Consider the following 22,249-nt stretch of genomic DNA (forward strand, 5'->3'; position numbering starts at 1 on the left):
CTCCTTAAAAACGATCAGGCCAGTTCGCCTGGCACTAGTGGCACAAAACGCACCGCTTCAACATCGGTCGACGGATAACTGTCCTGCACCCGGGTATAGACTCTGAGCATCTGCTCCTGCGCGCCAACCGGGATCACCAGGCGGCCACCATCGACCAGCTGATGTAACAGCGCATCCGGTACCTGGGTCGGTGCTGCGGTCACAATGATGCAGTCAAACGGGGCTTTGCTGTGCCAGCCCAGCCAACCGTCACCATGTTTCATCGCGACATTGTGCAAATCCAGCTGATGTAAACGGCGCTTGGCCTGGAACTGCAAAGATTTAATCCGTTCCACCGTACAGACCTGCGGAAACAATCGCGCCAAAATAGCGGTCTGATAACCGGAACCAGTGCCAATCTCTAACACTTTTTTCGGCTGCCACGGCGTGCCGTCACTATTGCCCTGCAATAGCAACTCAGTCATCCGCGCCACTATATAAGGTTGGGAAATAGTCTGGCCCTGACCTATTGGCAGCGCAGTATTCTCATATGCTTTATGCGCCAAAACCATTTCAACAAAATGATGGCGCGGCGTTTGAGCTATCGCCTGCAGCACTTCAGCAGATTTAATCCCATCCGTGTGTAATTTTTGCGCTAAAACCTGCGCACTTCTGGAAGTTGCCACGGCCATCAGAGTCGGATCCCTTCCAGCCATTGCTGCAGAGGTTGCAAACTGCGGTAGGCGGTCATGTCGATTTGCAGCGGCGTGACTGAGGCATACCCATTGGCAATGGCATAAAAATCGGTGCCTTCGCCCGCATCGAGTTCAGGCCCCAAAGAGCCATACCAAAAAATACGCCGACCCCACGGATCTGTGGTACTGGTCATGGTCTCGGCTTTGTGGCGCCGGCCCAGCCGCGTCACCTGGATGCCTTTGAGTTCGCTCAGTGGCACGCCTGGTACATTAATATTAAGAATTTGGTCGGCCGGCAGCGGATGCGATTTTAACTGCTGAATGACTTTGACGGTGACGTAAGCAGCGGTCGCGAAATGCTCCTCATCCCGGCTGGCCAGCGACACTGCGATGGCGGGTAGTCCCAGATGCCGGCCTTCAGTGGCCGCGGCGACAGTGCCGGAATACAACACATCGTCACCTAAATTGGCGCCGTGATTAATGCCGGCAACCACTAAATCCGGCGCTTTGTCACAGAGCTGACTGATCGCCAGATGCACACAATCCGTTGGCGTGCCGTTTACGGCAATAAAGCCATTATCCAGTTGCTGCGTACGCAGCGGATTGAGCAAAGTCAGCGAATTACTGGCACCACTACAATTTCGGTCAGGACCGACCGTGGTGACTGTGGCAATCTCGGCCAATGCCTGTTGCAGCACCAAAATGCCTTTGGCATAGACGCCATCGTCATTACTGAGCAATATCCGCATTTAGGACTCCAGAACTGCGATATCCCGACGGATATCCTGATAATTCACCAGTTCCCGCAGCACCGACGTGGCAAAACAGCCGGCTGGCAGGGCAAAACTGAGTTCGAGTGTATCATGCAGCCACTGATAACTCAGCGCTTTTGGCACCAAGCGCACCGCACGACGTTCGGTATTGACGTTCAGCGCGACCAGCCCATCAACCCAGTGCTGCCATGGCATTAATTGCTGTAGTTGCCAGTCGAGCGCTTCGCCTTGCTCCAACACTTTACCAATGCCTGGCAAGATGGCGGTCGGATGAATGTCGTGTTCACTGAGGCGGCGCTGAATGTCCTGATCTGCCGGGTCGACCTGAAACACCGAGCCGGAACCGTCGAGTTGGACGACACTGCCGGGCAATAACGTCAGGAAACCCAACTGTTGCAAACGCTGCGACACTTGCTGATTAAACAACATCGAACGGCTGGCTGATAACGCCAGACCGCGCAGTTGCCGGTCACTGATATTGCCGCCACTGAACAGATGCTCGGCCAGCTGCAGATTGCCACCCTCACGGCCAAAGCGCTGTTCGCCATAATAATTCGGCACCCCGGCACTGATGAATTGCAGCCGCTGTTCCAGCTCGGCGACATCAGAAACATTCCGCAGCCGCAAACGGAAGTGATTCTGTTTAATCGAGCCAATTTTTAACCGGCGCTGATGACGCACCGACTGCAAAATGCGCACACCTTCAATCTGCCATTGGCTGTAATCCAGTTCCTGTTTGATTGGCACCGGCAAACAAAACCATTGGCGTGTAATAGCGTGGCGGTCTTTTAAGCCGGCGTAACTAACCAGTCGGGACTTGATACCAGCGGCTTCCGCGATTTGTTTGCCGACATATTGCGTGTTCTGGCCGATTTTTTCGACTTGCAGCAATAAATGCTCACCGGCACCGGTCGGGGTGAAACTGAGTTCTTCATCGACGATGAAATCTTCCGGGCTACTACGCAATAACGCGCGACAACTGGGTTCACCGTACAGGTAGGCCAAAGGTGGAAACTGGATTTTTTCGCTTTGACCGGTCATACAGTTTTCACCAGCAGCACTACGGCTTCAACCGCGATGCCTTCTTTTCGGCCAACAAAACCCAGTTTTTCGGTGGTGGTGGCTTTGACGTTGACTTGTGACAGTTCAGTGTCGAGATCTGTCGCCAGCACCGCACGCATCGCATTGATATGCGGTGCCATTTTTGGTGCCTGCGCCATAATAGTCACGTCCAGGTTGCCAATGGCATATCCCATCGCTTTGACATCAGCAAAAACTTTACGCAGCAAAATCCGGCTGTCGATACCTTTAAATGCGGCATCAGTGTCAGGAAAATGATGACCAATATCGCCCAGCGCCACCGCACCTAACAAAGCATCAGAAACCGCATGCAGCACCACATCACCGTCTGAATGCGCCAGCAAGCCCTGTGGATAATCAATCTTGACGCCACCCAGCGTCACCGGGCCTTCGCCGCCAAAAGCGTGCACATCAAAACCGTGGCCAATTCGAAAAGGGATCATGCCTGCTCCAGATAAAAGCGAGCCAGAGCTAAATCTTCTGGCTGAGTAATTTTGAGGTTGTCTGCGCGCCCCGCGATCAACTGCACCGGATGACCCGCCCACTCCATCGCAGAAGCTTCGTCAGTGATAGCGACTCCGGCCGCCAGGGCGCGGCGCAATGCGTCACGTAATAATATTGTCGGAAATAATTGTGGCGTTAATGCATGCCAGAGCTGGCGCCGCTCAACGGTATGTTCGACCAGGCTCGGGCCATGGCCGGGTACATGTCCGCGTTTCATCGTGTCGCGCACCGGACTGGCCAGAATGCCACCCAGCCCACTGCTCAGGCAGATTTCAATCAACTGCTGGATATCGCTGAGTTGGACCAGCGGTCTTGCCGCATCGTGCACCAGAGTCCAGGGAAATAGCGCAGCATCTATCGCATCAAGGCCGGCCAGCACCGAATCAGCGCGCTCTGCACCGCCGTTGACCCGGCAAACCCGCGCATCGGCCGCAAGCGGCAAGGCATCAAAATAAGGATCATGCGGCGACAACGCGAGAAATAAGCGGGAGGTTTGCGGCAACGCCAGTAATTTTCCGGCGGTATGCTCGAGCACCGTTTGGTTTGCCAGTGTCAGATATTGTTTTGGCCGGTCAGCCTGCATCCGGCTACCTACGCCGGCCGCCGGGATCAGCATGGCTATGGTCATTTTTTGTCCTGCTGTGCCACCAGACGGAAAAACACTTCGTCTTGTTTGATCAGGCCCAGTTCGTTGCGCGAACGCTCCTCGATGGAGTCCAGCCCGCTTTGTAAATCTGCGACATCAGCCATCAGCATTTTATTGCGCTTTTCCAGCTCTGAGTTGCTGGCTAAATGCACTTTCAGCTCTTCCTGATGTTTAAAATACTCTTTCACGCTGTGCGGGCCAAACCACAGACGGTATTGCAGCGCACACACCAACGCAAACAGCATTATGATTAACAGTCTCATAACAAATCCAAAGACGCACTCTGTTGGTATTATGCAGGCTTGAGATCCGGCTGAAAAGCCCTGATGGCTTATTTTACGCGGGCTGGACGCAGTTCGTCCGGTCTGGAGGCATGGGGTTTAGCGAAATTCTGCCAGTTCAGTCGGCTCGCCAGCAGCATTTCGCGCAGGCTTAACAGCCGTGGAGTTTTCCGTTCTCCGTTGCGCCACTGGTGGCCACAACAAACCGCAGTCAGCACCGCCTTACTGGGTTTTAACAATAATTTATGTTGATTATCAGGTTCTTGTGGCCAGCCAGCCAAGGCAAACCAGCCATGTTCATTGCAATGAATACGTTGACCTTCACGGTCTATTTCATCTACGGAATCCAGCACAATCTGTTGCACGCCTTGCTGCTGCGCGCCATGTGGCTGCACATAAACCGGCACTAACAAACCTAACTTCGCCGATTTACTGTAATAACTGAAAATACTGGCAGATTCGTCGACATGCGGCACCGGACATTGTTTGCTCTGGCTGTGTAACCAGCAGGCATTCTGACTGTCGAGTGTCAGCGGCGAAGGATATTGCAGGATTAACGTGGCGGCTTCGCGTACATAAAACGGCAGGCTTTTCAGTCGGCGTGGCAAAAATGCCAGTTGTTCTGGCGGCGAAAGTGCCAGACGTGCCAATTCGCGCTCGTACAAGGTATTGCACAGCTCAGCATAGGTCAGGGATTGCTCCGGATTAAACCAAAGCTGATTTTGCATCGTCATGACTGAATGTTAACCAACCCTCTGCACTTTGACCAGCGCTTTGACCAGCGATCTGACTCGCGCTTTGCCCGATCGTTAAACGCAAAAACAGTCGCCCGGATCACAGGTCCAACAAGCAAAGAGCCGGCAATTGCCGGCTCTGTGACTCAGTCAGTGGATCACTGGCCTTTGATTTCAGAACGGCCACGGTACGGTGCTTTTGTGCCCAGTTCCTGCTCAATCCGCAGTAACTGGTTGTACTTCGATACGCGGTCAGAACGGCATAATGAACCAGTTTTGATTTGACCGGCGGCAGTACCTACCGCTAAATCGGCAATAAAGGCATCTTCAGTTTCGCCAGACCGGTGGGAAATCACCGCAGTGAAACCCGCGTCTTTCGCCATTTTGATCGCCGCTAAAGTTTCCGTCAGAGAACCGATTTGGTTGAACTTGATCAGAATTGAGTTGCCGATGCCCTGCTCAATACCACGGGTCAGGATTTTGGTGTTGGTGACAAACAGGTCGTCACCGACCAGCTGGACTTTATCGCCAATTTTGTTGGTCAGGTCTTTCCAACCATCCCAGTCTGATTCATCCAGACCATCTTCAATTGAGATAATCGGGAATTTTTCAGCTAAACCTGCCAGGAAGTCGTTGAATTCATACGACGTGAACTCTTTGCCTTCGCCGGTCAGTTTGTATTTGCCGTCATGGTAAAACTCAGAGGCGGCACAATCTAACGCCAGTGTGATGTCTTTATTCAGCTCATAACCAGCAGCAGTCACGGCTTTAGAGATCACGGTTAACGCTTCTTCGTTTGATTTTAAATCCGGTGCAAAACCACCTTCATCACCAACAGCAGTGTTTAAGCCCTGCGCGTGCAGTTCTTTTTTCAGTTGGTGGAAGATTTCAGCGCCCATGCGCAGTGCTTCAGCAAATGACTTCGCGCCCACTGGCTGCACCATAAATTCCTGAATGTCGACGTTATTGTCGGCATGCTCACCACCGTTGATGATGTTCATCATCGGAACCGGCATAGAGTAGACGCCTGGCGTGCCGTTCAGGTCAGCAATATGCTGATACAACGGGATTTTTTTATCAGCTGCGGCTGCGCGGGCCACTGCTAAAGACACTGCCAGAATCGCATTGGCACCTAATTTAGACTTCGATTCAGTGCCATCCAGATCGATCATGATCTGGTCGACTTTTGCCTGCTCATAAGCAGACTGACCGATTAATGCCGCTTTGATTGGACCATCGATATTGGCCACCGCAGTACGGACGCCTTTACCTAAATAACGGCTTTTATCGCCATCACGCAGTTCTAACGCTTCGCGGGTACCGGTTGAAGCACCTGACGGCGCACAACCACGGCCCATCACGCCACTGGCCAGAAATACATCGGCTTCGACGGTCGGATTGCCACGCGAGTCCAGAATTTCACGGGCGACGATATTGATAATTTCAGACATGTTATTCCCCTGTAGACCAAAGCAAAAAAGCCGCGATCGAGGTCGCGGCTTCATGATTATTTGGTCGTTTGTTGCTTCTGATATTTATATGCTGCGGCGACAAACCCCTGGAACAACGGATGACCGTCGCGTGGCGTCGAGTTAAATTCCGGATGGAATTGCCCGGCGACAAACCAGGGATGGTTCGGCAGTTCAATCATTTCCACTAACTGATTATCCGCAGATAAACCAGAAATAATCAGGCCAGCCTCTTCAAGTTTCGGAATAAAGTGATTGTTCACTTCATACCGGTGGCGGTGACGTTCACTGATGATGTCCGCACCATAAGTTTCGCGGGCTTTGGTATTGGCCTTGAGGTTACAGTTTTGGCTGCCCAGACGCATAGTTCCGCCTAAGTCGGAATCGTCAGTACGAAGTTCGACCTGACCTGCGCTGTCCAGCCACTCGGTGATTAAACCAACCACCGGGTAAGGCGTGTCCTTATTAAACTCGGTTGAGTGAGCACCTTTAAGGCCTGCCACGTTGCGGGCAAACTCAATCAGTGCCACTTGCATGCCCAGGCAAATGCCAAGGTATGGAATTTTGCTTTCGCGGGCATATTTCGCTGCAATAATTTTGCCTTCGACACCACGTTCGCCGAAACCGCCCGGTACCAGAATACCGTCGAGACCAGCCAGAATAGCCGGGCCTTTGGTTTCAACATCCTGTGAATCGATATATTTGATCGTGACCGTTAAACGGTTTTTCAGCCCGGCGTGATTTAATGCTTCGTTCACTGACTTGTACGCGTCTTTTAATTCGACATACTTGCCAACCATACCAATGGTGACTTCGCCGGTCGGATTGCTTTCCTGATACAGCACCTGTTCCCATTCGGTCAGGTCTGCTTCCGGGCAATTTAAGTAGAAACGCCGAACCACTAAATCGTCGAGGCCCTGAGATTTCAGCAGCGCCGGGATTTGGTAAATGCTGGACACGTCTTTTAATGAAATGACCGCACGCTCTTCCACGTTGGTGAACAGCGCAATTTTGGCTTTTTCATTGGTCGGAATAGCCCGGTCGGAACGGCATACCAGAATATCCGGCTGGATGCCAATCGAACGTAATTCTTTGACCGAATGCTGGGTTGGTTTGGTTTTGATTTCGCCGGCAGTACCTAAATATGGTACCAGCGTTAAATGCATAAACAGCGCGCGCTCACGGCCGATTTCAGTGCCGAGCTGGCGAATAGCTTCCAGGAACGGCAGTGATTCAATATCACCGACAGTGCCGCCAATCTCAACGATGGCAATGTCATAACCTTCACCACCAGCCACAACCCGGGCTTTGATTTCATTGGTGATATGCGGAATGACCTGAATAGTCGCGCCCAGATAATCGCCACGGCGCTCGCGGCGCAGCACTTCAGAATAAATCTTACCTTGGGTGAAATTGTTGAGCTTGGTCATCTTGGTGCGGATGAAACGCTCGTAGTGACCTAAGTCTAAGTCGGTTTCGGCGCCGTCTTCGGTGACAAACACTTCACCGTGCTGGATAGGGCTCATGGTGCCCGGATCGACGTTGATATACGGATCCAGTTTCAGGATCGTTACCTTCAGGCCACGTGCTTCTAAAATTGCCGCTAATGATGCAGCTGCAATGCCTTTACCTAAAGATGAGACAACCCCACCCGTCACGAAGATGTATCTTGTAGTCATGAGACCCCTGAGACAACGTTGAATTTAATGGACCAATAGCCAATACACACCGGCAGCAAAGCAGCTTGTTCCGGACGGTAAGATTATTGGTATCAGGACGGGCGGAAAGTATAACAAAGACCGGCAGTCTGCTCAATCAAAATGCCAGATTGCTTCTTTGCCCGGTCCGGGCATTACAAAACCGCAACAACGCCATTAAACTGTGATAAAAATGCGGCGGGTTATTTCAAAGCGATTTGTATGACGATTTCCGACCAACTTTTACTGATGTGCAGCGCGATCGGCGGCCTGAATGGTTTGCTGTTGGCGACTTATTTTTTCTGCCACCGCACAGACCGGTTAACTTATCGGCTGCTGGCGCTGCTGCTGTTGATGCTCAGTGTCCGGGTGCTGAAATCGGTGTTGTTCTATTTTAATCCGGATATTGGTAAACAAATTCTGCAGCTGGGCCTGTCAGCCTGCTGGATGATTGGCCCTGTCTTGTATTGTTACTGCCAGAGTATCTGCCGGCCTGACGCCTCATGGCGCGGCCTGCAATGGCAACTCACGTTGCCTTTTTTTGTTGTCGTCATAACCGGAGTGTTATGGCCTTACCACGACAACCCGCAGTTATGGGGTGGTCTTATCTACCGCGTGATTAACTACAGCTGGTTGTTCTATATCGGACTGACTGTCTTGTTGGTATGGCGAACACAGCAACGAAGCGGCAACTCGCTAGTTCTGACCTCGGCAAAATACCGGCCACTGCTGTTGATGATTCTGAGCAATGGGCTGATTTGGTCGGCATTTTATTTCGCATCTTATACGTCTTACATCAGCGGTGCCCTGACCTTCAGCGTGCTGTTGTGTTTCAGTGTCCTGACCGTATTTTATCGCGATAAGCCAATGCCGCAGACAACAGAAGCTTATGCCAATAAAAAACTATTGCCTGCCGACGCCGGGCCATTGATTAGTCAGCTGGAGGAATGGATGCAACACCGCCAGCCATACCTGAACGCAGATCTGACGATGCCCAAACTGGCAAAACAACTGAGTTGGCCCAGTAGCCGTTTATCGCAGTTACTCAATGACAATCTGGCGCAAACCTTCCCGGACTATGTCAATCACTGGCGGATCCAGCATGCCAAAACCCTGATGGCCGTTGAGCCGGTGATGAAGATGCAAACGCTGGCGGAGCAATCCGGTTTTAATTCACTGTCGACTTTTTATGCCGCATTTAAGAAGTTTACCGGCATCACGCCGGCGCGCTACAAACAATCCCTGCCGGATTTGACTTCCGAAACTATCAATCCGGAATCCGGAACTATGTCCTGAGGCTGTCGCAGCACACTTTGACCGTTACCCTGAGCAGGCTGTTTATCACCCTGTTTTTACGGAGAAGTTATGCGAAATATCTGTTTTTATTTATTGCTGTTGTTGCTGACGACGGTGGCTGTTTTTGCCGGGCCGGCAGTGCCCCTCGTCGCGGCGCAGAGTAGCGCTGTAGTGGTACCCGCTGCATCGACCAGCCAGGATCACCTGGCGATCCGCCAGACCTTAGAACATTATCTGCAAGGCACCTCATACAATCAGCAGAGCCGAATTAGTCAGGCGTTTCACCCACAAGCCGACCTGCTGCTGGCAAAAGCCAATCAACCATTTTGGAAAGTGCCGCTAAGCGACTATTTATCCTGGTTCCCCGCGGCGAAAGCCGGCCAGTTTAATGGCCGGATTGGTGAGATCCTCAGTATCGAAGTCGATGGTGATATCGCCACCGCCAAAGCGGAAATTTTGTTGCCACAGAAGCAGCAACGTTATGTCGATGTGTTCCTGCTCAAGCGTATCAATCAGCAGTGGCAAATCATCAGCAAAGCCGCGACGCAACAACAGTCGGTGCAGTCCGGCCAGCGCATTTTGTTTATATTATCCAGCGCCCACTTTCATGGCAGCAGTAAGCTGCCGGCCGGTGCCAGCTTTTCAGAGATCGTCAATGCGTATGCCGAGTTTAAACAAGCCGGCTTTACCGTCGATTTTATCAGCCCGGCTGGTGGCGCTGTGCCGCTCGCTTATATCGATACCTCTGATCCGCTGCAAAAAGCTCATTTGTACAGCCAAGACTTTATGCAGGCGCTGAAACATACGCGTACAGCTGCTGAATTAAACGCCGCCGACTATCGTGCTGTGCATTACATTGGCGGCAGCAGTGCCATGTACGGTGTCGCGGAAGATAGCCATATTGCCAAGCTGGTGATGGATATTTATCAGCAACATCAAGGCATTATCTCTGCAGTGTGTCACGGCACTGCGGGGATTGTTCACCTGAAAACTGCCGACGGGCACTATCTGGTGAAAGGCAAACGCGTCTCCGGCTACCCGGACGCCTTTGAAAAGCAGGATGCGGCTTATTACCAGCAATTACCATTTAAGATCCAGCAAACCATTGAATCGCGTGGCGGCCTGTTTCGCCATGGCAAAGCAGGGGCGGCTTATGTCGAAGTCGATGGCCGTTTAATTACCGGCACTAACTTTCAATCATCTGCAGGCGTTGCCAAAGCGATCATTGCGTTACTGCAGCAGGACCAACGCGCTGCAACACCGGTTCATTAAAAACTGGCGGAAATAGTCCCTATCAGTCAGAGCGCTCCCGCTCTGACTGCTTTACCTGCTCCCAGGCCGCGTCCATTTGTGTCAAGGTCGCAACACCAACTGGCTCAGCTTGTGTTGCCATGATGGTTTCAACCTGGCGAAAGCGCCGTTCAAATTTCTGATTGGCACTTCTGAGTAAAGTTTCCGGCTGAAATCCGGCTTTACGCACCACGTTCACCAGCGCAAACATCAGGTCGCCAAGCTCTTCAGCGAGCGCCGCCTGATCTTGTTGTGGCGCGGCCATTTCTGCTTCGACTTCAGCCATCTCTTCGCGCACTTTGTCCCAGCAACCGGTTAAATCCGGCCAGTCAAAACCGACACTGGCACAGCGTTTTTGTAACTTATAAGCCCGGGTCAGTGCCGGCAGACCGCCGGGCACATTGTCCAGCACACTGTGCTGTCCCTGATCACCACGTTCAGCTGCTTTGATCGCTTCCCAGCCTTGTAACGCGCTGGTGGCATCGGCTGGCGCTGCACTGGTGGTTTTTGCCGAAGTATCCGGAAATACATGCGGATGACGGCGGATCAGCTTGTCGCAAATGGCGCTGACACAGTCGTCAAAGCCAAAACGGCCTTGTTCTTTGCCAATTTGGCTGTAAAACACCACCTGAAACAGCAAATCACCCAGTTCATCGGGTAACTCATCGATAGCGCCGCGCTCAATGGTGTCAGCCACTTCATAGGCTTCTTCCAGTGTGTAAGGCACTATGCTCTGATAGGTCTGCGCCTGGTCCCAGGCACAGCCGCGCTGCGGGTCACGTAGAGTCGCCATAATAGCGAGTAAGTCGTTGATATTTTTTGACATCAGATTCGTTTCCGGGAGCTTCGCGCGAGCGGCTCTTGCCCCGTCCGCTATCAGCAAGGGCAAAAGCTACAGCTGTTGGGTTACTGCGAGCGTTTGGCCTCAATCACATCGTCAATCTGACTAACTTTGGTCAGCAGTTTGTTCAGTGAGTCGAGGTTGTACAGCTCCAGCGTCATATAAATGGTCGCGGTCTGGCGCGCGACGTCAGAGTTACTGCTCATCCGCAACACGTTGGCTTTTTCATTGGCCAGAATGCTGGTGATGTCGCGCAGCAAACCGTTTCGATCATGTGCCACGATGCGAATGCTGGCTTCATAACCCGACGCATATTGATCGCCCCAGGCCGCCTCAACCACCCGCTCAGGATGTTGTTCCTGCAAGTTTTTGAACTGATCACAGTCATCGCGGTGCACGGCGATACCGCGGCCCTGGGTGATATAACCGATGATGGCGTCACCGGGCAACGGCTGGCAACAGCCCGCCATATGCGTTAACAGGTTGCCGACGCCCTGTACCACGACATGGCTTTTGCTTTGGGTCTGCATCGGCTTGGAGATCAGCCGCGGGTCAATTTCAGGTACGTCGTGTTTATTGTGCAGGCTTTGAATGTAATTAATCACTTGCGTGACTTTGATCTCGCCGCCGCCAATACCGACCAGCAACTCTTCCATCGAATTGACATTAAAGCGCTGCAGCAGCTTCACCGGCTGATCCAGCGGCACATTCAGCCGGGCCAGTTCGGTATCCAGTAACTCTTTGCCGGCTGCATAATTCTTATCGCGATCCTGCAAGCGGAACCAATATTGAACTTTAGAGCGGGCCCGGCTCGATTTCAGATAACCCAGATTTGGGTTGAGCCAGTCACGGCTTGGATTCGGTTCGCGCCCGGTCAGGATCTCGACCTGATCACCGGTCTTCAGCTGATAGGTAAATGGCACAATCCGGCCGGAGATTTTCGCGCCAATGCAACGGTTACCGACATTTGAATGCACGTAATAAGCAAAATCAAGCGGAGTCGAACCCACTGGTAAGTCGACGATATCGCCTTTGGGGGTAAACACATAGACCCGATCTTCGCTGACCTGATTACGTAATTCCTCGGCCAGTGATGAATCCACCACTTCTTCTTGCCAGGCCAGAATTTTACGCAGCCAGCCAATTTTTTCGTCCAGCGCGCCTTCTCGACCGGCTGGACCGCCTTCTTTGTAACGCCAGTGTGCCGCCACCCCCAATTCAGCATCATCGTGCATTTGTTGGGTGCGGATCTGGATCTCAATCGGCCGGCCCTGTGGACCTAGCACAACGGTATGAATTGACTGATAGCCGTTTTGTTTTGGCGTAGCGATGTAATCATCAAACTCTTTCGGCAGATGCTGCCAGCTGGTGTGCACTACCCCCAGCGCCGCGTAACAATCCTGTACCCGATCGGTCACTATCCGCACCGCGCGGATATCGTATAACTGATCAAAAGCCAGATGCTTTTTCTGCATCTTTTTCCAGATACTGAAAATATGTTTCGGCCGGCCGTAGACTTCGCAGTCCAGCTTTTCCACTACCATCTGGTCGCGCACAGCCTGGACAAAATCACGCATGTACTGCTCACGGTCGAGGCGCTTTTCTTCCAGCTGGCTGGCGATTTTTTTATAGATTTGCGGGTGCAGATACCGAAAGGCTAAATCTTCCAGTTCCCATTTCAGTTGACCAATCCCCAAACGGTTGGCCAGCGGCGCGAAAATAGCATTGGTTTGTTTGGCCGCCAGCACGCGGGTTTCTTCATCGGCGTTTTTCACATCACGCAGATAACAGATTTGTGCTGCCAGTTTAATCACCACCGCGCGCACATCTTCAACCATCGTCAGCAGCATTTTGCGCAGATTGTCGGCTTGTTGTGTGTTTGGTGTCTGATTGGGTCCAACCGGAATAGTGCGGATCGCTTCCATCTGTTTGACGGCGGTCAGCATCGTGATCACCGGTGGATCAAAATGCGTGTCCAGCGCTTCGCATTCCAGCAACTGGGCTTCGACCAGCGGGAACAGCAGCGCCGCCGTCAGCGCATCTTTGTCCATGCGCAAATCAGCCAGGATCTCGACCATTTCCCAGCCGGTGCGCAGCTGCGGGCAGCTGGCTTCGGTCAAATCGTGCTGATTCAGCCAATCGCCAGCGGCCAGTAAACAGGCTATTTTTTTCTCGGACAGTCCCAGTGAAATCAACCAGGCCGAGGTTTCCCCCGCATTGTATTCAGTGCTGTGCGAATGCCGGACCGTGACCATCTGTACCTCGAAACGTTAACAGCGGTTAAGACTGTTCAAATAAAGCCATCAGTTCCAGATGACTGGTATACGGAAACATATCCATCACGCCGATTTTACTGATGCGATAGCGATTTGCCAGCAACACACGGGCGTCTCTGGCGAATGTCACCGGGTTGCAGGATACGTACAAAATCTGTGCCGGTTTCAGCTTCACCAGTTCGTCCACTGCACCGGCGGCGCCGGCACGCGCCGGATCGAGCAGCACTTTCTGGTAAACCGGTTTATTCCAGCTGTGTCCTTTCCACGGCAGATGTAAATCAGCTTGGGCAAAGGTGCAATTGCTATAGCCATTCAGTGTGGCATTTTCGCGGGCACGCTGCACCATTGTGGTGATCCCTTCGATGCCGGTCACTGTCGCCACCAGTGGCGATAACGCCAGACTAAAGTTACCGATACCGCAATACAAATCAAGCACTTGATCAGACTTTTCTGGCATAAGCCATGCCAGTGCCTGCGTCACCATGGCTTGATTAATCCGGCTGTTCACCTGAATAAAATCGGTTGGATCAAATTGCAGGACCTGACCCGCAGCCAATTGATACTGCGGCACCGGCGTATCGGCTTGCCAGGCTTCAAACTGATTTGATTCTGCTTCGCCGAGCCAGAATGCCCCGGGCCAGGCGGCGATCAACAACGCTTTGTCGGTATCTGGTAGCGGCCGGATATGGCGGATCACCACAAAGGCCTGACCATCCGCATCCAGCACTTCGGCATGCGTCACAGCACTACCCTGTTTCAGTGATGGCAGCGTCTGGCGCAACACCGGTAACACTCTGGCAATGGCCGGACTGAGCACCATACACTCGGGGACGTCCAGGATCTCTTTACTGCCGGCCCGGCGAAAGCCAACCTGAAATTGCTGAGTGGTTTTATCAAACCAGACGCCGATACGGGCTTTACGCCGGTAGCCGGCAGCGTCCGCCGACAACGCAGGTTGCCACGGCAATTCACTTTGCTTCAGCTGATGTTGTAACAGCGCAGCGACCGCGTCTTGTTTCAGCGCCAGCGCTGACTCCGGCGCCAGATATTGCAACTGACAACCGCCACAGTGTGCGGCCGAAGGACACAAAGCTTTGATCCGCAGCGTTGAGGGCTGTAATACTTTTTGTACCACAGCACGGCTATAGTCTTTTTTCTGTTCGGTGAAGCGGACCTGTACTTGTTCCCCCGGCAAAGCACCATCGACAAAGCAGATATTGCCCTGATGCGTACTGATGCCCTGCGCTTCGTGATCCCAGCGTTGGATCGTCACAGCACCATGTTGTGGCAAATTGGATTTTTTCTTTGTTTGATAGATGCTTACCATAATTTCGGGTCGGGCTCAGCCTAGGATATTGACACCAGTTCCTGCACAAAACACCATAGGATTTTGCCGGGGCTTATGTCATGATAAATGATTGATAGCCCATTGTAGCAAGCAGCGCCCCAGATGACGAAAATTGCTTTACGCGATTGGATCCTGCTAATCACCTTATTACCAACCTTACTGGCCAGCGCCGGTCTTGGCGGGTATTTCAGTTATATGCGCTTCGCCGATTTATCGCGTGATCTGGCCGATCAGGCGAGCAATATCGCCGAACCGCTGGCCATCGCGGCGGCCTATGGCCTGTTGGCCGACGACAAAGCCTACCTGCAACGATTAGTAAATATCAGCCATCGTAAAAACTCGCCGCGGGTGCGCACCATTGCCGTGTTCGACCACCAGCATCAGCTGGTCGCCAGCTCTAATTTACATAAAGATTTCGCAGATTTACGTTTGCCGGCAACAACCCTGTTACCTGACCAGCCGCAGATTGTGCAGCAGGACAGCTATTTACTGATCCGGGCACCAATCCAGCTGGAGATCAGTGAGATCCAGGCGCTGGCACTCAACGCGCGCAGCAATGACGCCCAAACCAGCCGGTTGCTGGCCAGCGAAGGCCGGCTCGGTTATGTGCTGGTGCAGGTCGACAAAGACAAGGTGATGCTGGCGCAGCAAAGTTCTATGCTGGTGACCATCTTATTGGTATTGCTGGCACTCAGCCTGGCATTAGTGCTGAGCCTGCGCTTGCTGAGCCGGCTTAGTCAGCCGCTGCAACAGCTTATATTGCAAATTGAACGCCTGGCCGAAGGCCGGTTTGAAAAACATCTGGATCAGCCTTTTATCGGCGAATTTGATCTGATGCGCCTTGGTGTCAATCAGCTGGCCAATGAGCTGAAACATTATAAAGATGAGATGCAGCATGCAGTCGACCAGTCGACCAGTGATCTGGTACAGACCATGGAACAGCTGGAAATGCAAAACGTCGCGCTGGATATGGCAAGACGAAAAGCGCAGGACGATAACCGGCTTAAATCCGAATTCCTCGCCAAGATGAGTCACGAGCTGCGCACCCCGCTCAATGGTGTGCTTGGCTTTACCCGGCAATTATTAAAAACCCAGCTGACCCATCATCAGCAGGATTATCTGAATACTATTCAGAAATCAGCCAACAGCCTGTTGTCGCTGGTGAACGATGTGCTGGATTATGCCAAGCTCGAAGAAGGCCGGATGCCAATCAATCCGGAGCCTTTTTCAATCCGCGACCTGGTCTACGATGCGGTCGAGCTGTTATCAGTCAATGCATTTGATAAGCAGCTGGAACTGGCGCTGCAAATCGATGCCGATGTGCCGGATTCGCTGATCGGCGATCCATTGCGGATTAATCAGATCCTGATGAATATTGCCGGCAACGCGATTAAATTCACTGAACACGGCAGCATCGTGATCCGGCTGCAGCATCAGTCCAGCACAGACGATGCGGTTTTATTGCATTTTGAAGTGCAGGATACTGGCATTGGCATCGCACCGGCGCAGCAGGAGCAGTTGTTTCATGGTTTTGCCCAGGCTGACGGTAGCATTGGCCGACGCTATGGCGGCACTGGTCTTGGCCTGATTATTTCGCAGCGCTTAGTCGCAGCGATGGGCGGCCAGATTGGCTTTCACAGTAAAGCCAGCGAAGGCTCAACGTTCTGGTTCAGCCTGTCATTACCAGCGCATCCGCTCAGTGCCAGCGAACCCTTACCGGTCGCATTGTTAACCGGCAAAACCGTGTTGTACATTGAACCGCAGCAATATTCGCGCGAATCAACATTAAGTTTATTAAACAGTTGGGGCATGCAGGTCTCTGCCTGTGCCACACCAGCCCAGTTACAACAGGCGCTGGCGCAGCAGGACCAGTTTGATATCGCGCTGATTGGCCGCACTGTGTCACTGGACCAGCTCAATCCAATCATCGAACTGATCCGGCAAATTAAACCACATTGCCAATATCTGTATCTGCTGGTGAATTCGTTGTCACCAAACCTGCGGGAAGCCTTGCTACAAAGCGGCGCTATGGCGTGTCTGGCCAAGCCGGCGCATCAGCGTAAGCTCGCAGCCACTTTGGCGCGGCCTTATAACCAACATCAGGCGGTAGCACTGCCCTCACCGACGGCACCCAAAGCACGTTTACGGGTACTGACGGTCGATGATAACGAAGCCAATCTGAAACTGATTAATACCTTGCTTGGTGAGTTGGTCGAATCCGTCGATTCCGCCAGTCAGGGTGCAGAAGCCTGGCAACTGGCTTCGCATGTCCATTACGACATTATTTTTATGGACATTAACATGCCGGTCATGGACGGTATCAGTGCCTGCCAACGTATCCAGCAAAGCTCGTTAAATGAGGATACACCGATCATCGCAGTGACTGCCCATACCTTGCCGGGTGAGCGCGAACGGCTGCTGGGACTGGGTTTCTGTGAGTTTTTAAGTAAGCCGCTGGACGAACAAATGCTGCAGTATGCGCTGAAGGAATGTTGCCCGGCTTTCAGTCAGGCCAGCATGCAGCCAGTTTATGCGACAGCAGCGCCTGTCGCCGAAGTTCCGGCCTTGCCGCAAAGCCGGCATGTCGATTGGGAGCTGGCATTGCAGCGCGCAGCCGGTAAAACCGAGCTGGCGCGGGAAATGTTGCAACTATTGCTGGCCAGTCTGCCGCAGACATTGGCAGACTTAGAAAAGTATCGGGAAAGTAATCAGCGTGATGCGCTGATCCAGCTGGTGCATAAACTACACGGCGCCACTTGTTATACCGGCGTGCCGCATATCAAAGCGCTGAGCGAAACCATTGAAACCCAGTTAAAAACCGGCGCCAGCCTGTTACAGCTGGAGCCGGAACTCTTTGATCTGACTGATCAGTTGCAGGATTTACTGGCCGAATCACTGCAGTGGTCACAATAAAACAGGGTTGTAGTAAAACAGAGCCCTGTAAAACACAGCCTCAGGATTCGAAAATCACTGTGGCCATGGCAAAGGCCTGCTCGTCACTGATTGACAACCAGGTCTGACGCAGGCCCAATTTCGCCGCTAACTCAGCCGCCGCGCCCTGTAATTCCAGCATCGGACGACCAAACTCGTCATTGCGGATATTAAAATGCTGAAAAGAAATTCCACGGCCGATGCCGGTCCCGAGCGCTTTCGCCGCCGCTTCTTTGGCGGCAAAGCGTTTGGCAAAATAGCGGGCCGGCTGCGCATGAGCCTGGTAAATGACCTGCTCGTCCGCCGTCAGCACCCGCTCAATCAGCCGCGGCGAGCGCGCCAGACTTTGCTCAATCCGGCTAATCTCAACAATATCAGTACCAAGACCGAGGATCGCCATTAGCGGCGCGCCTCCACCATCAGGCGTTTCATCTCTGCCACCGCCGGACCCAGACCAGTAAAAATCGCCTGCGCAATTAAGGCATGGCCAATATTCAGCTCATGCATTTGCGGGATCGCTGCAATCGGCTGCACATTGTGCACATGCAGGCCGTGACCGGCGTTAACGATTAACCCCAATGATGCCGCATATTCAGCTGCCACACGGATGCGTTCCAGCTCGGCTTTCTGCTGTTTCGGGCACGTGGCGTCGGCGTAAGCGCCGGTATGAATTTCGATATAAGGCGCGCCACTGCGGGCAGCGGCTTCAATCTGACGCTGGTCAGCGTCAATGAATAACGACACCAGAATATTGTTGTTGCTGAGCTCATCAACAGCAGTTTTGATGCGGTCAAACTGACCGGCGATCTCAAGACCACCTTCAGTCGTCAGTTCCTGGCGTTTTTCCGGCACCAGACAACAAAAGTGTGGTTTCAGTTCGAGCGCAATGCGCAGCATTTCATCGGTCAGGCCCATTTCAAAATTCAGCCGGGTCTGGATGGTCTGGCGCAATAAAAACACATCCCGATCCTGAATATGCCGGCGATCTTCGCGTAAATGCACGGTGATACCATCGGCACCATATTGTTCTGCCAATAATGCCGCATGCACCGGCTCCGGATATTGACTGCCGCGCGCCTGACGGACGGTGGCGACGTGATCGATGTTAACGCCTAAATAAATTGGTTGCATGAGATCTCCCTGACGCCTGCAGGCGTGGTTTAAATGCGTTAATCCTGACGGAATAATTGTCGGCTGTGCAACGGTGCCTGACCCAATAATGGTCGCAACAGCTGGCGGTTTAATTGTTTAGCGCAGCGCAGACTGCTGCTCTGCCAGTCGGCTTGGCTGATGGCCAGCAAATCGGCGCCGGACCAGCCTTGCAGCGCCGCGACAAACCCATATTCATGCTGCCACTGATAACAGCCATCGTGTTGCAGTGGCGTCCCTTCGGCATCGACGCTGCAATCCACCGGAATGCCCAGTTCCTGCAACAATGCCAGTTCAGCTTCACGCAGCAACTGCTCCAACAAAGGCCTGGCGGTTTGACCATTGCCTTGCAGTTGCAACTGCCACAGTGCTTGCACACTGTGCTGATAAATCTCGAATAACGCATCGGCCTGCGCATTGGCAGGAAACAACCGGCAAATCAGTTCATTCAGGTACAAAGCACTGAACAGCCATTCGCCTTGCAATGCCAGTGCGGCCTGTTGCTCTTCAATGCGGCGTACTGTGCGTAATTCGCCCTGACCACTGAGTTCAACCCAGCACAAACAAAACAGCGGCCATGTGCTGCGGCCGCTGTGTTTTTTTGCTGGCCGGCGGGCAACTGCCCGCACTCTGCCTTGATTCGGTAGCAATAAATCCAGGATCAGTTTCTGGTCCTGGAACGCAGTACTGTGCAGCAAATATGCTGAGACTGCGCCTTCTGCCATTAATCTTCGCCGTAACCGAGACTACGCAACGCGCGTTCATCGTCGGCCCAGCCGGATTTCACTTTGACCCACATTTGTAAAAACACCGGCTGCTCAAACAAGTCTTCCATGTCTTTACGGGCTTCAGATGCAATGGTTTTAATGCGCTCGCCGCCTTTGCCGATCACCATGCGTTTTTGCGTGTCCCGCTCAACCAGGATCAACGCTGCAATGTGGTAGTGTTTTTCTTCCCACTTAAAACGTTCAATTTCCACCGTGACCGAATACGGTAATTCATCACCAAGAAAACGCATCAGTTTTTCGCGGACGATTTCCGAGGCCATAAAACGTTGCGAGCGGTCCGTAATATAGTCTTCCGGGAAAAAGAACTCACAAGGTGGCAACTGCGTGTGCACGATCTCGCGCAATTTACTGACGTTAGTGCCTTTTTCTGCCGACAACGGCACAATTTCCAGAAATTGCAGTTGTGTGCCAAGCCATTGCAGATGTGGCAACAGCTCTTCTTTGTCTTTGTATAAATCGACTTTATTCACTGCCAGGATCACCGGCTTTTTCGCCACAATTAAACGGTTTAATACCATCTGATCATCGTCGGTCCAGCGCGTCCCTTCCACCACGAACACCACCAGCTCGACATCCAGAATCGAGGTGGCAGCCGCTTTATTCATCAGACGGTTAATGGCACGTTTTTCTTCACTGTGCAGACCTGGTGTGTCGACATACACCGTCTGATATTTGCCAACGGTATCAATACCGACAATACGGTGGCGGGTGGTTTGTGGTTTTTTCGACGTGATACTGACTTTCTGGCCAATCAACTGATTGAGCAATGTCGATTTACCCACATTTGGCCGGCCAACAATGGCGACCAGGCCGGCGAAGGTATCGCCAGCGGTTTCTTGTAACAGATCATTCATGTTTTAATTGCTCCAGGATGGCCTGAGCACAATCCTGCTCGGCTTTGCGTCTTGAACTGCCGCTGGCTTGCACCGCCTCACGTCCGGCCACAGTGCAGCGCACTGTAAAGGTCTGATCATGGGCATCGCCTTCCACCGCCACCACATCATACTGCGGCAGCGCCAGACGCCGGCCTTGCAGGTATTCCTGCAACAAGGTTTTTGAATCTTTTTGTACGCCGGGTTCGATGCTGTGTAACCGGCTGCCGAACCAATGCAGAATCCGTTCTTTACAGGCTTCGACACCGGCATCGAGGTAAATCGCCCCTAACACGGCTTCCACCGCATCAGCCTGGATTGACTCACGCCGCGAACCACCGCTTTTCAGCTCGCCGGGGCCAAGCCGCAAATGCTGGGCAATTTCCATTTCTTTCGCGATCTCAGCCAGCGTCACGCCTTTGACCAACGACGCCCGCATCCGGGTTAAATCGCCTTCACGGGTTTTCGGGAAATTCTGAAACAACGCCTCAGCGATGACCAAACCTAATATGGCATCGCCAAGAAACTCCAGCCGCTCATTGTGCTGGCCTTTACAACTGCGGTGCGTCAGCGCCTGCTCGAGCAGAGCGCTGTTGCTGAACTGATAACCGAGCTTTTTCTCAAGTTTACTTAAAGGAGGTAACATTCCCGACCTTATTCAATAGTGCCAAGGCGTTCAAACCGCACGCCAACCGGTACCCAGCTGGGTAACCAGTGATTCGGATCTTCACTGAATTCAAAACTCATCCAGATAAACACCGCTTTGCCGACCAGATTCTGCTCCGGTACAAAACCCCAATACCGACTGTCACGGCTGTTATCACGATTATCGCCCATGACGAAATAATGGCCATCCGGGACGACAAATTCGTTACTCGCCACGCCTGGCTGACGGTAGTAATTATGGATCGGTTCCGGCAACATCGCATTTTGCAGGATGTCATAGGACTTCGTCAGATTCTGCTCGGTAAAGCGTTTCAGCGGGTATGGTCCTAAGAAAAACTCACCTTCATTGTTAAATTCCTGCCGCAGCGGTTCTACCGTCGGGCACGGCTGGTTGCTGGCTTTGTCACAAGCGCGCTGGATAAACAGCTGCTTGTTTTTATAAATAATTTTGTCGCCCGGCAGACCAATGACCCGTTTGATAAAATCTGAAGTTGGATCTTCCGGATATTTAAACACAGCAATATCACCATGTTCAGGTTTACCGGTTTCCAGCAAAGTACTGCGCCAGACCGGATCTTTGACGTCATAAGAAAACTTTTCGACCAGAATAAAATCGCCAACCAATAACGTCGGCATCATCGAACCGGATGGAATTTGGAATGGTTCGTAAATGAATGAACGGAAAATAGTGATGATGGCAATTAACGGGAAAATATCCCGCGCGGTTTCCGCGGCATAAGGCAGCGGTGCATCTTTTTCACGTTTTGGTTTGAACAACAACGTGTCAATTAACCAAATCAGACCTGACACCAGCGTCAGGACTACTAACAGAATTGCAAAATATCCAGCCATGAGATTAAGGTTCCTCGTTCAGAAAACGTTCTGAGCTTACTGAAAATTGCAGGGCGCTGGCGAGCGCCGTGATGGACTTTAT

21 protein-coding genes are annotated in these 22,249 nt (G+C 52.5%); 3 read left to right on the forward strand and 18 right to left on the reverse strand.

The window, feature by feature from the left end:
- Positions 1-14: 14 nt before the first annotated feature.
- The 9 genes from ATY27_RS16020 to ATY27_RS16060 all read right to left on the reverse strand — a co-directional run bounded on the left by ATY27_RS16020 (position 15) and on the right by ATY27_RS16060 (position 7,840).
- Positions 15-671 carry a protein-L-isoaspartate(D-aspartate) O-methyltransferase gene (locus ATY27_RS16020; protein ID WP_208931605.1) on the reverse strand — a complete coding sequence of 219 codons (657 nt, stop codon included), beginning with the start codon at positions 669-671 and terminating at the stop codon, positions 15-17.
- Positions 671-1,423, reverse strand: coding sequence for a 5'/3'-nucleotidase SurE (gene surE, locus ATY27_RS16025; protein WP_208931606.1), 753 nt, complete (start codon positions 1,421-1,423; stop codon positions 671-673). Before surE ends, ATY27_RS16020 begins: the two co-directional genes overlap by 1 nt.
- Positions 1,424-2,488 carry a tRNA pseudouridine(13) synthase TruD gene (locus ATY27_RS16030; RefSeq protein ID WP_208931607.1) on the reverse strand — a complete coding sequence of 355 codons (1,065 nt, stop codon included), beginning with the start codon at positions 2,486-2,488 and terminating at the stop codon, positions 1,424-1,426. It lies immediately after the preceding gene.
- Positions 2,485-2,970, reverse strand: coding sequence for a 2-C-methyl-D-erythritol 2,4-cyclodiphosphate synthase (ispF, locus tag ATY27_RS16035; protein WP_208931608.1), 486 nt, complete (start codon positions 2,968-2,970; stop codon positions 2,485-2,487). Before ispF ends, ATY27_RS16030 begins: the two co-directional genes overlap by 4 nt.
- Entirely contained in the window at positions 2,967-3,659 is a 693-nt protein-coding gene (gene ispD, locus ATY27_RS16040; RefSeq protein WP_208931609.1) for a 2-C-methyl-D-erythritol 4-phosphate cytidylyltransferase, read from the reverse strand. Before ispD ends, ispF begins: the two co-directional genes overlap by 4 nt.
- The gene (gene ftsB, locus ATY27_RS16045; RefSeq protein WP_208931610.1) at positions 3,656-3,940 is read right to left on the reverse strand and encodes a cell division protein FtsB; all 285 of its coding nucleotides are present in this window, start codon (positions 3,938-3,940) and stop codon (positions 3,656-3,658) included. Before ftsB ends, ispD begins: the two co-directional genes overlap by 4 nt.
- 68 nt (positions 3,941-4,008) lie before the next feature.
- On the reverse strand, positions 4,009-4,686 hold the full coding sequence (locus ATY27_RS16050) for a hypothetical protein (RefSeq protein WP_244151339.1): 678 nt from the start codon (positions 4,684-4,686) through the stop codon (positions 4,009-4,011).
- 164 nt (positions 4,687-4,850) lie between these two features.
- Entirely contained in the window at positions 4,851-6,143 is a 1,293-nt protein-coding gene (gene eno, locus ATY27_RS16055) for a phosphopyruvate hydratase (RefSeq protein WP_208931612.1), read from the reverse strand.
- Between the two features lie 56 nt (positions 6,144-6,199).
- Positions 6,200-7,840, reverse strand: coding sequence for a CTP synthase (locus ATY27_RS16060; RefSeq protein ID WP_208931613.1), 1,641 nt, complete (start codon positions 7,838-7,840; stop codon positions 6,200-6,202).
- Positions 7,841-8,080: 240 nt separating this feature from the next.
- On the opposite strand from ATY27_RS16060, the gene ATY27_RS16065 reads away from it, so the two are divergent.
- Positions 8,081-9,154, forward strand: coding sequence for an AraC family transcriptional regulator (locus ATY27_RS16065; RefSeq protein WP_208931614.1), 1,074 nt, complete (start codon positions 8,081-8,083; stop codon positions 9,152-9,154).
- 69 nt (positions 9,155-9,223) lie between these two features.
- Positions 9,224-10,426, forward strand: coding sequence for a nuclear transport factor 2 family protein (locus ATY27_RS16070; protein ID WP_208931615.1), 1,203 nt, complete (start codon positions 9,224-9,226; stop codon positions 10,424-10,426).
- Positions 10,427-10,448: 22 nt separating this feature from the next.
- Here the strand turns inward: ATY27_RS16070 and mazG are convergent, their stop codons facing one another.
- The 3 genes from mazG to rlmD form a co-directional block, all read right to left on the reverse strand.
- Positions 10,449-11,270: a nucleoside triphosphate pyrophosphohydrolase gene (gene mazG, locus ATY27_RS16075; protein WP_208931616.1), complete on the reverse strand. Its 822-nt coding sequence runs from the start codon at positions 11,268-11,270 to the stop codon at positions 10,449-10,451.
- Between the two features lie 80 nt (positions 11,271-11,350).
- Complete coding sequence (gene relA / locus ATY27_RS16080) at positions 11,351-13,540, reverse strand: GTP diphosphokinase (protein WP_208931617.1); 2,190 nt, start codon at positions 13,538-13,540, stop codon at positions 11,351-11,353.
- A 25-nt stretch (positions 13,541-13,565) separates the two neighbouring features.
- Complete coding sequence (gene rlmD / locus ATY27_RS16085; RefSeq protein WP_208931618.1) at positions 13,566-14,888, reverse strand: 23S rRNA (uracil(1939)-C(5))-methyltransferase RlmD; 1,323 nt, start codon at positions 14,886-14,888, stop codon at positions 13,566-13,568.
- Between the two features lie 123 nt (positions 14,889-15,011).
- On the opposite strand from rlmD, the gene barA reads away from it, so the two are divergent.
- Entirely contained in the window at positions 15,012-17,822 is a 2,811-nt protein-coding gene (barA, locus tag ATY27_RS16090) for a two-component sensor histidine kinase BarA (RefSeq protein ID WP_208931619.1), read from the forward strand.
- 40 nt (positions 17,823-17,862) lie between these two features.
- On the opposite strand, the gene acpS is transcribed toward barA, so the two are convergent.
- Genes acpS through lepB form a run of 6 tightly spaced genes read right to left on the reverse strand, consistent with a single transcriptional unit; the run spans position 17,863 to position 22,167 of the window.
- On the reverse strand, positions 17,863-18,240 hold the full coding sequence (acpS, locus tag ATY27_RS16095; protein WP_208931620.1) for a holo-ACP synthase: 378 nt from the start codon (positions 18,238-18,240) through the stop codon (positions 17,863-17,865).
- Positions 18,240-18,971 (reverse strand): pyridoxine 5'-phosphate synthase, encoded by a 732-nt coding sequence (pdxJ, locus tag ATY27_RS16100; RefSeq protein WP_208931621.1) that lies wholly within the window; start codon positions 18,969-18,971, stop codon positions 18,240-18,242. Before pdxJ ends, acpS begins: the two co-directional genes overlap by 1 nt.
- Before the next feature lie 38 nt (positions 18,972-19,009).
- Positions 19,010-19,714, reverse strand: a complete 705-nt coding sequence (locus tag ATY27_RS16105; RefSeq protein WP_208931622.1) for a DNA repair protein RecO C-terminal domain-containing protein — start codon at positions 19,712-19,714, stop codon at positions 19,010-19,012.
- Entirely contained in the window at positions 19,714-20,631 is a 918-nt protein-coding gene (era, locus tag ATY27_RS16110; RefSeq protein ID WP_208931623.1) for a GTPase Era, read from the reverse strand. The genes ATY27_RS16105 and era overlap by 1 nt, the downstream gene beginning before the upstream one ends.
- Positions 20,624-21,295 (reverse strand): ribonuclease III, encoded by a 672-nt coding sequence (gene rnc, locus ATY27_RS16115; RefSeq protein ID WP_208931624.1) that lies wholly within the window; start codon positions 21,293-21,295, stop codon positions 20,624-20,626. Before rnc ends, era begins: the two co-directional genes overlap by 8 nt.
- 8 nt (positions 21,296-21,303) lie before the next feature.
- On the reverse strand, positions 21,304-22,167 hold the full coding sequence (lepB, locus tag ATY27_RS16120; RefSeq protein ID WP_208931625.1) for a signal peptidase I: 864 nt from the start codon (positions 22,165-22,167) through the stop codon (positions 21,304-21,306).
- Positions 22,168-22,249: the final 82 nt, after the last annotated feature.

Source organism: Rheinheimera sp. F8, from assembly GCF_001518915.1.